Source organism: Cyclobacterium amurskyense, assembly GCF_001050135.1.
Lineage (GTDB): Bacteria > Bacteroidota > Bacteroidia > Cytophagales > Cyclobacteriaceae > Cyclobacterium > Cyclobacterium amurskyense.
Window position 1 is genome coordinate 2,401,024 of sequence record NZ_CP012040.1, and the last position, 14,676, is coordinate 2,415,699.

At 39.5% G+C, this 14,676-nt stretch carries 11 protein-coding genes; 8 read left to right on the forward strand and 3 right to left on the reverse strand.

What is annotated here, in order from left to right:
• Window positions 1-49 precede the first annotated feature (49 nt).
• Window positions 50-907: an ROK family protein gene (locus tag CA2015_RS09905; RefSeq protein WP_048641760.1), complete on the reverse strand. Its 858-nt coding sequence runs from the start codon at window positions 905-907 to the stop codon at window positions 50-52.
• A gap of 482 nt (window positions 908-1,389) precedes the next feature.
• On the opposite strand from CA2015_RS09905, the gene CA2015_RS09910 reads away from it, so the two are divergent.
• From CA2015_RS09910 to CA2015_RS09945, 8 genes are all read left to right on the forward strand, one after another.
• On the forward strand, window positions 1,390-2,640 hold the full coding sequence (locus CA2015_RS09910) for a fibronectin type III domain-containing protein (RefSeq protein WP_048641761.1): 1,251 nt from the start codon (window positions 1,390-1,392) through the stop codon (window positions 2,638-2,640).
• Window positions 2,637-3,737 carry a sialidase family protein gene (locus tag CA2015_RS09915; protein WP_048641762.1) on the forward strand — a complete coding sequence of 367 codons (1,101 nt, stop codon included), beginning with the start codon at window positions 2,637-2,639 and terminating at the stop codon, window positions 3,735-3,737. The genes CA2015_RS09910 and CA2015_RS09915 overlap by 4 nt, the downstream gene beginning before the upstream one ends.
• A gap of 13 nt (window positions 3,738-3,750) precedes the next feature.
• Window positions 3,751-4,800 carry a polysaccharide deacetylase family protein gene (locus CA2015_RS09920; RefSeq protein ID WP_048644463.1) on the forward strand — a complete coding sequence of 350 codons (1,050 nt, stop codon included), beginning with the start codon at window positions 3,751-3,753 and terminating at the stop codon, window positions 4,798-4,800.
• Complete coding sequence (locus CA2015_RS09925; RefSeq protein ID WP_048641763.1) at window positions 4,797-5,978, forward strand: sialidase family protein; 1,182 nt, start codon at window positions 4,797-4,799, stop codon at window positions 5,976-5,978. The genes CA2015_RS09920 and CA2015_RS09925 overlap by 4 nt, the downstream gene beginning before the upstream one ends.
• 293 nt (window positions 5,979-6,271) lie before the next feature.
• A complete protein-coding gene (locus CA2015_RS09930; RefSeq protein ID WP_053086669.1) occupies window positions 6,272-8,515 on the forward strand; it encodes a hypothetical protein in 2,244 nt (747 codons plus the stop codon).
• 360 nt (window positions 8,516-8,875) lie between these two features.
• Entirely contained in the window at window positions 8,876-11,119 is a 2,244-nt protein-coding gene (locus CA2015_RS09935; protein WP_053086670.1) for a hypothetical protein, read from the forward strand.
• Window positions 11,120-11,123: 4 nt separating this feature from the next.
• Window positions 11,124-11,936: an HpcH/HpaI aldolase family protein gene (locus CA2015_RS09940; protein WP_048641764.1), complete on the forward strand. Its 813-nt coding sequence runs from the start codon at window positions 11,124-11,126 to the stop codon at window positions 11,934-11,936.
• A 32-nt stretch (window positions 11,937-11,968) separates the two neighbouring features.
• Entirely contained in the window at window positions 11,969-12,778 is an 810-nt protein-coding gene (locus CA2015_RS09945) for an N-acetylmuramic acid 6-phosphate etherase (RefSeq protein WP_048641765.1), read from the forward strand.
• A gap of 85 nt (window positions 12,779-12,863) precedes the next feature.
• Here CA2015_RS09945 and atpC read toward each other — a convergent pair whose 3' ends face one another.
• Entirely contained in the window at window positions 12,864-13,109 is a 246-nt protein-coding gene (gene atpC / locus CA2015_RS09950) for an ATP synthase F1 subunit epsilon (protein WP_205749809.1), read from the reverse strand.
• 53 nt (window positions 13,110-13,162) lie between these two features.
• Entirely contained in the window at window positions 13,163-14,665 is a 1,503-nt protein-coding gene (gene atpD, locus CA2015_RS09955) for a F0F1 ATP synthase subunit beta (RefSeq protein WP_048641767.1), read from the reverse strand.
• Window positions 14,666-14,676 lie beyond the last annotated feature (11 nt).

Below are 14,676 nucleotides of genomic sequence, written 5' to 3' on the forward strand. Positions count from 1 at the left end.
TTATTTTAGAGAGGAAGCTTTGGCTACACCATGAGCACTTCCATTTGCTTTAAAGCACTTTATTGGTGAATTTGACCGATTCATCTACAAGAGCTGCTGCCCCTAAAATGGCAATGTCCTCATTTTGAGTTAAGTGAATTTTTAATTTTTTGAAAGATTCAGGATAAATAAAATTGCTAAAACTTTCTCGCATTGCATTTTCAAAATAGGGAAATGCATTGGCTACGGAGCCTCCTATTACTATGGCTTCCGGGTCATAAGTATACATGACCACTTGGACAGCAGCACCAAAGTGACGGCCAAAATCATTCCATTGGACCAAGGCCTCTTTGTCTCCATTTTTGGCTGCAGTAAAGGCGTCTAAGGCCGTCGTTCCGTACTCCGCACTAAAGAAATTTCCACTTGCATAATACTCTATATTATGTTTGAGGTAGGGTAGTAACCCTATTTCTCCAGCTCCACAGTTTATGCCAGCATAAAGCTTGTTTCCGATGATGATCCCAGAGCCCAGTCCAGTTCCAATGGACATACCTACCATATTACGGTATTTTTTTCCCATTCCAAATTTATGTTCACCAATTGCAAAACAATTGACATCATTATTTACAAAAACGGGGAGATTAAACTCTTCTTCCAGAATGTCTTTCAATGCTACCTTCTTCCATGAAGGAATATTAGTGACATTATAAACTATACCTCTTTCCACATCTACAACGGAAGGTACGCCAATACCTATTCCATCCACATTGTGAGCGGCTAATGGCTTAATAAATTGAATGACCTGATCAAGTGTTGATTGAAGGTTGGTTTTTTCTTTCAAAAGCGCTTTTGTCTTATGAATGATTTTACCTTCCTGCTCTATACCTACCTGGATTTTCGTTCCTCCTAAATCTATTCCTATGTTCATTTTAACTAAGTCGGGTATTTTAAAAAAAAATCAACGACAAAGATATTTTAATTTTAACCTTTTAACAACTTTACCTGTAAGTTTGAGGTCAACTTTGGTTTTATTAACTAACTGAAATTCAGTATTTAATAAGTTGGTATCTGTGCTGTGATTCAGGAGTTATACTTGAAAAACCACGTTAGGGCTATTTGAGCCCTATTGTTTTTTTCCAATAGTCCAAAATAGGAAATCCTTGTAATGTAGTTAATGATTTTAAATAGAAAGAAGATTTCTAAAGAAAGAAGTAAGTGCCAAATAATATTATTACAGTCAGTTTGTGGTAAAAGTACTTTTTTAAAATAGTTCAAATTAACTAACCTGATATATTAAAATATGAATTGATTCCTGTAAATAAAACTTACATAAAACACACAATTATTCTATTTAAGCAAGAAGATACTTATTTTAGAAACCTGATAATAAGATTAATAATATCCTAAATAATGAAAGAACGAAGAAGAAAAATCCTTGTAGTTTTTGGTTTATTTTTCCTGCTTGGATTACAAGTTGGAACACTAAGGGCCCAAGAAGAGCCTAGTGGAATCTACCTAACTTGGAAAGAAGACCCTACCAGCACCATTACAGTTGATTGGCACCTTAAAAATAGTGCAAGGCAATCATTACACTACCGCAAAAAAGGTAGCGAAAACTGGGAAAAATCTCCTAGTACGGTATTGGATTTTCCATTTTCAGATCGAAAAATTCATAGGGTGCATTTATCAGGACTCAGCGCAGACCAAGCCTATGAAGTTAAATTCGGAGGAAATGAAAAGGTCTACTATTTTAAGACCATGCCTAAAGATATTTCCAGAAACCCTATTCGGTTTGCTATAGGAGGAGATACCATGCATGATCAGGAAGTGATGGAAAAAACCAACCGACAGGTTTTACCTTATAATCCAGATTTCATTATTATAGGTGGAGATCTAGCTTATGCCAACGGTGATGGGAAAAATGTAGATCGATGGTATTCATGGTTTGATGCCGTAAAGAAAACGTTGATTCAAGAAGATGGTAGATTAATTCCAATGATGTTGGGAATAGGTAATCATGAAGTGAAAAGTGGTTTTAATGAGAAAGAAATTCCGGAGCACTTGAAAATTGAGAAGAGAAAAGAAAGTGCACCTTTTTACTTTAATCTTTTTGCCTTTCCAGGACAGCCAGGTTATGGAGTGCTTGAATTTGGTGAATACTTGAGTTTTCTCTTTTTAGATTCAGACCATACCAATGCCATTGACGGTCCTCAAAAGGAATGGTTAAGAAGAGAACTTGCGGTTCAAAAGGAAAAAGAAACGGCCCATGTAATGGCCGTTTACCATGTTCCTGCCTATCCTTCAGCGAGGTCGTTTACTGGAACTACCCAGACTAAGATTAGAGAACATTGGGTACCATTGTTTGAAAAGTCAAGCATGAAGTTGGCGTTTGAAAATCATGACCATGCCTATAAACGTACTTATCCAATTAAAAATAACAATGTTGATGAAGATGGAATCGTTTATATAGGCGACGGATCTTGGGGAACAAGGCCTAGAACGGTCCATGACGCTGCTAGTACCTGGTACTTGGAGACTTCTCAATCTGTGAGGGCATTCACCTTAGTCACACTTCAAGGCTCAACTTATAACATTATTACAGTAGATGAGGATGGAAAGATCATCGACAGTTATCCAAATAATCCATTGATAAAACCATGAAAAATTCTCAAAAATTAATTAATAGTGCTTTATTCTCGTTCCTTATAATACTCAATTTTTCCTGTGGAGGAGGAAAATCAGAAGTGGTTGCAGAAAAAGCAGATAGTAATCAGGAAGTTAAACTTACCACAGTTGATTATGAGCATATCTTTGGAGAGGATAGACCATTTGCCCAATGCCACGCGTCTACGATTACGGGACTAGGAGATGGTACTTATCTTTCTGCTTGGTTTGCCGGGTCTTATGAAAAACACAATGATGTTGGGATCTGGATTTCAAAAGGAAAACCTGGAAATTGGTCTGAACCTGAGCTTCTTGTAAAGGTAAGGAATGAACCCCACTGGAACCCTGTTTTATTCAATGCTCCTGACGGTAAAGTATACCTCTATTTTAAGGTAGGTAAAGAAATAGATTTTTGGGAAACTTGGGTTCAGTATACTGAAGATGGTGGAGAGACATGGTCTGAGGCTAAGGAATTGGTTCCTGGAGACAAAGGCGGACGTGGACCGGTTAGAAATCATATGTTGGTTTTATCTGATGGTACATGGTTAGCTCCTGCTTCCGATGAGAAAAATAAAGTTTGGACAGTATTTGTAGACAGATCAGAAGATGGTGGTAAAACTTGGAATGCTACCGAGAAATTAGCCATGGATCGAACAGTGATTACTGAAGAAGGTGTCATTCAACCCGCAATGTGGGAATCCAAGCCTGGACATGTTCACATGTTGATGCGAAGTAGTTCGGGAAATATCTGTCGTTCTGATTCGGAAGATTATGGAAAAACCTGGTCTGAAGTTAAAGAGATTGAATTGCCAAATAACAACAGTGGGATTGATGTTGCTCATATTGAAGGTGAAAAAATCGCTTTAATTTATAATCCTGTGGCTGAAAACTGGGGAGACCGATTCCCGATTTCAATTGCCGTTTCTGAAGACAATGGTAAGACCTGGCCTTTGAAATTTGAAATTGAGAAAGGATCTGGAGATGATGAACTTTCTTATCCAGCCATGTTCTATGAAGATGGACATTTGGTCGCCTGTTACACTTGGAACCGACAAACTGTTGCTTTTTGGAAAGGTAAACTTGAAGGGATTTAATTCTTTGCAAATTATGAGAACTACTATCTGGGTATTGTTACTATTAGCATTATCCTACCAACCGTTATTTAGCCAACAGGAAATGACATACGCTGAGAGATTAGGTTTTCCGGCAGGAAAAAAAGTGGTCATCTTTCATGTAGATGACGCAGGGATGTCTTTTGAGTCTAATGAGGGGGCAATTAAGTCCATCAAGGAAGGTGTTGCAACATCCTGTAGTATCATGATGCCTTGTCCCTGGGCTGCTAGTTTTGTAAAAAAAGCATTGGATGAACCCATGGATGCTGGATTGCACCTGACCTTAACCTCGGAATGGAAACATTACAGATGGCCTCCTGTAGCAGGAAAGGCTGCTGTACCTGGTCTTGTCGATGAGGAAGGGGCCCTTTGGGCCTCAGTGGAAGAGGTAATTGCCAATGCTACACCCGATGAAGTAGAAATAGAAATTCGTGCTCAAATTGATCGCGCATTATCATTAGGTCTAAATCCAACCCATATGGATAGCCATATGGGAACCTTATTCTATCATGGACCTTTTCTAGAACGCTATATAAAGGTGGGGATGGAATATGGTATTCCAGTTATGTTTCCTGGTGGAATCAATAAGTTGCTTGGTCTTTCTATGAATAATAACATGATCAAGCGTTTGAAAAAGGAAGGCAAATACAAAGAAGGAATGGAATTGCCTAGCAATGCACTTATGGATAAGGCCCCGATGATAGGCAAACAAATATGGGCTGCTGGTTTGCCAGTATTGGATGACTTGCACACCATAAGTGGCAATTGGTCCCCGGATCATGAAGTTGATGATGAAGGATTGGGTGCTTATAAGGTTGAGAAATGCAAAGAACTTTTGACTGCAATGGAACCAGGATTGGCCATGGTGATTGTTCACAGCAATGGTGATACGAAAACATTTGACAGAATTAGTGGGTCTGGAAAATCAAGGTATGCAGACATGCTGGCCATGACGTCTCCAGAACTACAAAAGTTCATAGAAAAGGAAGGGATTGTATTAACTACATGGGCTGAAGTCATGGAAAGAAGAAAAAAAATCAAATGAAAAAAATAATATTTATTGGATTGTTCTTGCTGAATCTTCCAGCTTTTGGTCAATACATAGCCAAAGATAAAGTAGTGGAGTCTGAAACCCTTATTTTCCCTCTTCAAAACAACCATGTTCATGGCAGTAGCATTGTATCCCTGCCCAATGGCGATTTATTAACAGCATGGTTTGAAGGCTCCGGTGAAAGAAAAGCAGATGATGTTCGTATAATGGGGGCCAGGTTGAGGAAAAATGACAGTCAGTGGGGAGAGCCCTTTTTGTTGGCGGATACACCCAATTTGCCAGACTGTAATCCTGTTCTTTTTTTAAACCAGGAAGGAAAGCTTTTTTTGGTTTGGATAGCCGTTCAAGCCAATAAATGGGAGCAGTCCATATTACGTTTGAGAACCAGCACAAGTTATGACAATGCAGGGGCTCCGATATGGAGTTGGCAAGATAATATCCTTCTTAAACCTGGCGAGGAATTTCACCAAGAAGTGGTGAAGCGCTTTGAGGAGTTGCCATCCAATAAGGCCGGATGGTCTGAGTATGCCCCACTTTATGATGATATGATCATAGATGCTAGTAAAGACAGTAAAAAATCAAGTATCGGGTGGATGACAAGGATTAAGCCACTTGTACTCAGTTCAGGGAGAATATTATTGCCCCTTTACTCAGATGGCTTTAACTTTTCTTTGACAGCCATTTCTGATGATGATGGTGAAACATGGACTCCCAGTAAGCCTATTGTGGGTCGAGGCCCCATTCAACCAGCATTGGCCCAAAGAAAAAATGGCGAAATAATGGCAATAATGAGGGACAGTGGTGATGCACCCACAAGGCTGCATAAAAGCTATTCCACAGATGAAGGGATGACCTGGACTTCAAGTGAAAAGTCAAGTATTCCCAATACTGCTAGTGTGGAGCTTTTGGTTTTGGACAATGGGCTATGGCTTTTTCTAGGTAATGACATTGATGATGGCCGCTATCGCCTTTCCTTGTACTTGTCTTCAGATGAGGGCAAAACCTGGAGTAGCAAAATTTATTTAGAGGATGAGAAAAAGGATTTTGGGGGCTTTTCGTATCCTTCACTTATTCAGGATACGAATGGAATGGTTCACATCACTTATTCCTATCATCTCGATAAAGGAGGAAAATCAATTAAATATGTAAAAATCAATCCAAAAAATTTCTGATTGAAGTAGCCCATCTTAAAAAAAAAATTGTATTACAATTAACTGAGTCACTTACTTGTCATGAGTAAGATGAATTCGGCTTTAGTAGTTAGGTTAGGTAAGTTTTGTCCGCTCATGTTTTTACAACGGGGCGGACAAATTTATTTATTGGCATTCTTAATCTGTGGTATACAAGAAAGTTCGTAATAGGAGGTCTTTTGCTACTTCGGGTTAAAGCTAAAACAACTATTATGAGTCCGCCAGAATGGCAATTATGATTCATCCGTTTATTTTATCAACCATATAATTTTACAATGAAATACATACAGTCAAAGCTTCTTGTTGTTATAGGATTGCTTATGGGCTTGACAGCAGTTCATGGCCAACATTTGCCAACAAGCAACCATAGAACCCATCAGGACATTCCTTTTATCCAGGAATACAGCGTCAAATACTATTCATCAGATGATACAGGAGACCTTAAAAAGGTTTATTCCGACAGGAACGGAACGGTTCAGGTATTAGGGGAAAAATGGCTACTAAGAACTCATGCAGGTGCCTTTTTGTACCCCGGAAGTTTTACCGCTGACAAGACCTACCTGGCGATGAAGGATAAAAACGTCAGAAATATTACCACAGTAGAGAACCAGTTTGTTTACCTGGATGATAAAGCTGTTTTTAGCAATGCCTGGGCAGGAAGTCTTTACCTAAAGCATGGGCTTTCTGGGGCTGTAAATTTTGCTCACGGAGAAGATTTCTCTTTTTTAGTTTCTAATGGAAGTACCATTCACCTAGTAAATAAAGAAGGCGTAAGCTATAAAGGGAAAATCAGTGGTTCACCGGTAATTGGTATTACCTATGACAAGAACTCAGGAAATTATTACTTATTGGCTGAAAATAAACTAATGTCTTTTTCAGCTTCCAGTAAAAAGCTAGACATCCTTACCGAAGGAACAGGATTCACAAGTTTTGCACTTCGTGAGGGCAAGAATAAAATTGCCATTGGAACAACAGATGGCTATTTTGAGTGGAACCTGCTTTCAAACAAGCAAGAAGGAAGTAAAAACAAAGCATTGCCTTGGCCCTCCCTGACCAGCCTTGTAGAGATCAATGGTCTATTATGGTTTGGTTCAGAGCAAGGTGCATTTATGCAAAAAGAAGATGGGAAGTTTAACTACTACTTAGGAGAAAGGTGGTTGCCAGGAGATAAAGTGCTTCATATCAGCCAAAAGAATGAAGATGAGATATTGATCTTGACAGATAAAGGTCTTGCTAAACTGGTATTTATGTCTCAGACCTTGGCAGAAAAGGCTATTTTTTATAGAAATCAAGTAAGAGACAGACATATCCGCCATGGATTCAATGCTACATTGGTTCAAATGGAAAAAGGCAATATTAATAGTGGTCGAATAAAGGATTCCGACAATGATGGGCTTTGGACTTCCATGTATTTGGGAGCTGAGGCATTCCGTTATGTTACCACTGGATCTGCTGATGCTTTGCAAAATATGAAAGAGTCATTGGATGCTATGGAAAGACTTTATACCATCAATGACATCGAAGGTTTTCCTGCCAGGTCTTTTTCAAGAAGTGGATTTAAGGATCAGTTGGGAGGCTCTGTGCATTGGCAAGATGCATCTGATCCGGAATGGGTATGGAAGGCTACTACCAGTAGTGATGAAGTGATCGGACATGTTTTTGTTTTTGGTGTAATTGCAGAATTGGTAGACAATGAAGCTTTGCGTCAGCAGGCCATAGGTTTATTGGATCAGCTTATGACCCATATCGTTGAAAATGATTGGTACCTAATAGATTTTGATGGTAAACATACAACTTGGGGCAGATGGAATCCGGAATATGTAAATGGATTTCCTACCATGGTAGGGGACAGAAAACTAAATTCCTCTAATATCATCGCCATGTTGCAAACAGCCTATCACTTTACAGGCAAAGAAGTTTATAAAAAAGAAGCATACAAGTTAATGGACAAGCATGGTTATCTTGAAAACCTAATGCGTCCAATGGAAGGAATAGGCAAAGCTGAAGAAGGAAGTGATGATTGGGCCGCGATGTTGTCTGAGTCTTGGAACCATTCCGATGATGAGATGTACTTCCTGGGCTATTGGGGCTTGTATAGATATGCATTTACTGAAGAGCTAAAAGAAAAATACAGGATAGCCATTCTGGATCACTGGGAAGCTGAGCGGCCTGAGAAAGATGGACTTTGGAATATTTTTGGGGCTTTGGTTGACAGAGAAAACTTTGACTTGGAAGAAGCTGTTTGGTACCTTCAGGAATATCCTTTGGATATGATTAGTTGGAACGTTAAAAACAGTCATCGTAAGGACATTGAGTTGCTAGAACCGAATTTCAGAAATCAGTCCACTAAAGAAGTTCTTCCTCCAGATGAATTGAAATTGAGAAGACACAATGGCAATAGGTTTGATCTTGACGGAGGAAACAACGGAAAAGAGGAGTATAGTGCTGGAGACATTTGGCTTTTACCTTATTGGATGGGAAGGTACCTGAATGTTATTAGTGAACCCCTTCCCGAATAGGTAAAGAATACACAGGGGCTATTTTCTAGGAAATGGCTTATCCTATACCCATTCAGCCCGAAATAAGCAATAACAGAACTACTGCTTATTTCGGGTTAAAATAGTCCATCTATAATTAAATGCGGTATTACTAAAGAGTGGTTCATTTGTCTTTTAATTCCAAATAGACCCACTCGAAAAATGCATTAATGCTTTATAATCCTGTCTTGAGTTTTCTCAAGAAGGGATTCCATCACATTAAAAAGTAACTATTGCATATTTCAAATTCAAGCATTGGGGTAGCCGACTTAGTAGGTCGTTTCGTTAATTTATAAGAGCTTGAATAACCAGTCTACTATTTATATACCATATAATTTTACAATGAAATACATACAGTCAAAGCTTCTTGTTGTTATAGGATTGCTTATGGGCTTGACAGCAGTTCATGGCCAACATTTGCCAACAAGCAACCATAGAACCCATCAGGACATTCCTTTTATTCAGGAATACAGCGTCAAATATTACTCATCAGAAGATACAGGAGACCTTAAAAAGGTTTATTCCGACAGGAACGGAACGGTTCAGGTATTAGGGGAAAAAGGGCTACTAAGAACTCATGCAGGTGCCTTTTTGTACCCCGGAAGTTTTACCTCTGACAAGACCTACCTGGCGATGAAGGATAAAAACGTCAGAAATATTACCACAGTAGAGAACCAGTTTGTTTACCTGGATGATAAAGCTGTTTTTAGCAATGCCTGGGCAGGAAGTCTTTACCTAAAGCATGGGCTTTCTGGGGCTGTAAATTTTGCTCACGGAGAAGATTTCTCTTTTTTAGTTTCTAATGGAAGTACCATTCACCTAGTAAATAAAGAAGGCGTAAGCTATAAAGGGAAAATCAGTGGTTCACCGGTAATTGGTATTACCTATGACAAGAACTCAGGAAATTATTACTTATTGGCTGAAAATAAACTAATGTCTTTTTCAGCTTCCAGTAAAAAGCTAGACATCCTTACCGAAGGAACAGGATTCACAAGTTTTGCACTTCGTGAGGGCAAGAATAAAATTGCCATTGGAACAACAGATGGCTATTTTGAGTGGAACCTGCTTTCAAACAAGCAAGAAGGAAGCAAAAACAAAGCATTGCCTTGGCCCTCCCTGACCAGCCTTGTAGAGATCAATGGTCTATTATGGTTTGGTTCAGAGCAAGGTGCATTTATGCAAAAAGAAGATGGGAAGTTTAACTACTACTTAGGAGAAAGGTGGTTGCCAGGAGATAAAGTGCTTCATATCAGCCAAAAGAATGAAGATGAGGTATTGATCTTGACAGATAAGGGACTTGGGAAACTGGTATTCATATCTCAGACCTTGGCAGAGAAGGCAGATTTTTATGGTAAACAAGTAAGAGATCGACATATCCGTCATGGTTTCAATGCTACTTTATCTAGAATGGAAAAAGGTAATATAGACAGTGGTAGGCTTAGTGATTCCGATAATGATGGGCTTTGGACTTCCATGTATTTGGGAGGAGAGGCATTTCGTTATGCAGCTACCGGATCAGCTGAAGCCTTGCAAAATGTAAAAGAATCATTAGATGCAATGGAGAGATTATACACCATCAATCCTGTGAAAGGGTTTCCATCCAGGTCTTTTTCTAGAAGCGGATATATAGATAAACTAGCCGATCCAGACAGGTGGCAACATGCTTCTGATCCTGAATGGGACTGGAAAGCCACTACCAGTAGTGATGAAGTGATCGGACATGTTTTTGTCTTTGGTGTAATTGCAGAGTTGGTAGACAATGAAGCTTTGCGTCAGCAGGCCATAGGTTTATTGGATCAGCTTATGACTCATATTGTAGAAAATGATTGGTACCTAATAGATTTTGATGGTAAACATACAACTTGGGGCAGATGGAATCCGGAATATGTAAATGGATTCCCTACCATGGTAGGAGACAGAAAGCTAAATTCTTCGAATATCGTTGCCATGTTGCAAACAGCCTATCATTTTACAGGCAAAGAAGTTTATAAAAAAGAAGCATACAAGTTAATGGACAAGCATGGTTATCTTGAAAACCTAATGCGTCCAATGGAAGGAATAGGCAAAGCTGAAGAAGGAAGTGATGATTGGGCCGCGATGTTGTCTGAGTCTTGGAACCATTCCGATGATGAGATGTACTTCCTAGGTTATTGGGGCTTGTATAGATATGCATTTACTGAAGAGCTAAAAGAAAAATACAGGATAGCCATTCTGGATCATTGGGAAGCAGAGCGACCTGAGAAAGATGGACTTTGGAATATTTTTGGGGCTTTGGTTGACAGAGAAAATTTTGATTTGGAAGAAGCTGTTTGGTACCTTCAGGAGCACCCTCTTGATATGATCAGTTGGTCAACCAAGAATAGCCATAGAAAAGACATTAATTTATTGGAGCCAAATTTCAGAGAGCAAAGTACTGATATAGTTCTTCCGCCGGATGAATTAATGGTACGCAGACACAATGGCAATAGGTTTACCCTAGATGGTGGGCATGGTGGAAGCCATGAATTCAGTGCAGGAGATATCTGGCTGTTACCATACTGGATGGGCAGATACTTAGGCGTGATAAGTGATTCATTGACTAAATAAAATAATGAACTTTAAAAATAGAATTCAATCCGGAGAATTGGTGCTTGGCACTTGTGTTACATCTAATAATTCCATGTGGCCAAAAGCATTGGCATCCTCCGGATTGGATTTTGTCTTTATTGATACCGAGCATATTTCTCTATCCCGCAAGGAGCTTTCAGCAATGTGTCAGACCTATAAAGGAAGAGGTATTATTCCTATAGTGAGGGTTTATAAAGCGGACCATCATTTGGTTTGTCAGGCAATAGATGCGGGGGCAGTAGGCGTGGTTATTCCCTATGTAGAAACCGTTCTGGATGTTCAGGTTTTAATAGGAGCGACCAAATTCAGACCTTTAAAGGGGGAGAGGTTGCACCAATACATGGAGGGTAAGGAAAAACTTACTCCTGATTTGCAAGCTTACCTAGACAGCTACAATGAAGGGCATTTAAGCATTGTGAATATCGAGAGTGTGCCTGCGGTAGAAAAATTGGAAGAGTTGCTGTCAGTGCCAGGGCTAGATGGGGTGTTTATTGGGCCCCACGATTTGTCCGTAAGCATGGGCATTCCTGAAGATTATGATCACCCGGATTTTATAGACACGGTAAGAAAAATTGTTAAAACAAGCCTTAAATTTGAATTGGCAGTGGGAATTCATTTCTCAGAAACCATAGAAAGGCAGTTGTTTTGGATAAAGGAAGGGGTAAATATGGTGGTTCATAGTTCGGATTTTGCGTTATTTACACAAAGATTAAATTCAGACTTTAATTTGGTTCGAGAAGCCTCTGATGGCAAGCTTACAGGTGGAGTTAAGCCAGGAAGTACACCAACGATTTGAGATTTTTTAGTGAAATTTAAAATAAATATATAATGACAAAAATTACTGAGCAGCCTTCTTTGTATCGGCATTTAGAAAAGATGTCTGTGGAGGAATTGACCGCCAATATCAACAATGAGGATAAGAAAGTAGCACTTGCTATAGAAGCGGTATTGCCAAAGATCAACTTATTGATAAGCGCTATCGTCGAAAAATTGGAAAATGGCGGAAGGTTATTTTATTTGGGAGCTGGAAGTGGAGGAAGACTTTCTGTTTTAGATGCAATAGAATTACCCACTACCTATGGGATTCCAAAGGGTAAAGTAAATGTCATTTTAGCTGGCGGAGTAGACCGTTTAATTGAAGCCAGAGAAGAAATGGAAGATGATCCTGATGCGGGTTGGGATGCTTTAACTGGCTATGAGGTATCGGATAAAGATTTTGTCTTGGGTATTTCTGCTAGTGGAACTACACCGTTTGTTTTGGGGGCATTAAAAATTTGTAGAGCAAAAGGAATACTTACCGGTTGTATTGTAAGCAATCCAGAATCACCCATTGCTGAGCATGCCGATTTCCCTGTAGAAGTATTGACTGGTCCGGAATTCGTGTCTGGTAGTACCAGAATGAAGTGCGGCACGGCACAAAAGATGATTTTTGATATGATCTCTACGACCTGTATGATTAGATTGGGGAGAGTAGAAGACAATAAAATGGTAAATGTCCTGCTTATCAATGACAAGATCATTGACAGAAGTGTGAAAATGCTTATGGAAAGGGCTGGGATGACTGATTATGATGAGGCCAAAGCGCTTTTAATAGACAAAGGTTCGGTGAAAGCCTCCCTTGATTCATTGGGAAAATAAGTATATAGGTTTATACTTTAAATAAAAAGGGTGCTGAAATTTAAATTCAGCACCCTTTTTTAATTGGTGAAAGAAAAGAAGTAGATTAATCCACTACCTTTTCAGCCAATACAATAATTTTATTGTCATTCACCTCTACTACTCCTCCATCAACTACCAGTGACTTTTGCCCCTCAGTTGTTGTGTAAGAAACCGCACCTTTTACAAGGGCAGATATTATAGCGGCGTGGTTTTTCAGTACCTGAAAAGAACCATCGGCTCCAGGGAAGGTAGCCTCAGAAACTTCTCCTTCAAATACTTTTTGGTCCGGTGTAATGATTTCTAAATGCATGATATATTTTATTAAAGGGTAATACTTTAAAGTATTACCCTAATAAAGTGCTATTATTTTACTTCTGCCAACATTTTTTCTCCTTTGGCAATGGCATCTTCGATGCTACCTACCAAATTGAATGCTGCTTCTGGCAAATGATCTAACTCTCCGTCCATGATCATGTTAAAGCCTTTGATAGTATCTTTGATATCTACCAACACACCTTTAAGACCTGTAAACTGTTCAGCTACGTGGAAAGGTTGAGATAAGAAACGTTGTACCCTTCTTGCACGGTGTACGACCATTTTATCCTCTTCAGAAAGTTCTTCCATACCCAGGATAGCAATGATATCCTGAAGTTCTTTGTAACGCTGAAGAAGCTCTTTGATGTTGGTTGCGCAATTGTAATGCTCGTCTCCAACTACAGATGGCTCAAGAATCCTAGATGTAGAATCCAAAGGATCCACTGCTGGATAAATTCCTAGTTCTGCAATTTTCCTTGAAAGTACAGTTTGTGCATCAAGGTGAGCAAAAGTTGTTGCTGGTGCTGGATCCGTTAAATCATCAGCAGGTACATATACCGCTTGTACAGAGGTAATAGAACCGTTTTTGGTAGAGGTGATACGTTCCTGCATAGCACCCATTTCTGTTGCTAAGGTAGGCTGGTAACCCACAGCAGAAGGCATCCTTCCCAAAAGGGCGGAAACTTCAGAACCTGCTTGGGTAAAACGGAAGATATTATCAATAAAGAAAAGAATGTCTTTACCTGCTCCATCTCCTTCACCATCTCTGTAATACTCTGCCAAAGTCAAACCTGTCAAAGCTACCCTTGCACGGGCTCCAGGAGGTTCGTTCATTTGTCCGAAGACGAAGGTTGCTTTGGAATCTTTAAGTTTCTCAAGATCCACTTTAGATAGATCCCATCCACCTTCATTTTCAAGAGATTCTACGAAATCATCACCATAAGTTACGATTCCTGATTCGATCATTTCTCTGAGCAAATCATTTCCTTCTCTTGTTCTTTCTCCTACCCCTGCAAATACAGAAAGACCGGAGTATGCTTTAGCAATATTATTGATCAGTTCTTGAATAAGTACTGTTTTACCAACACCTGCTCCTCCAAACAAACCAATTTTTCCACCTTTCGCATAAGGCTCAATTAAATCGATTACCTTAATTCCTGTGTACAATACTTCCGTAGAAGTTGATAGGTCTTCAAATTTTGGTGCTGACCTATGGATAGGTAGCCTGTTTTTAGATTCAGGTTGAGGCAATCCATCAATGGCTTCTCCTACAACGTTAAATAGCCTTCCTTTGATATTGTCACCAGTTGGTACTGATATAGGGCTTCCGAGGTCTCTTACCTCCATACCCCTTACCATACCTTCCGAAGAGTCCATCGCAATGGTTCTTACCCGGTCTTCGCCAAGGTGTTGTTGTACTTCAAGAATTACCTTCTGGCCATTCTCTTTTGTGATTTCAAGTGCATCAAGGATATTCGGCAGTTTACTTCCCTCAAAGGAAACATCCACAACAGGACCAATTACCTGAGTTATCTTACCAGTATTCGCCATTGTTATATTTT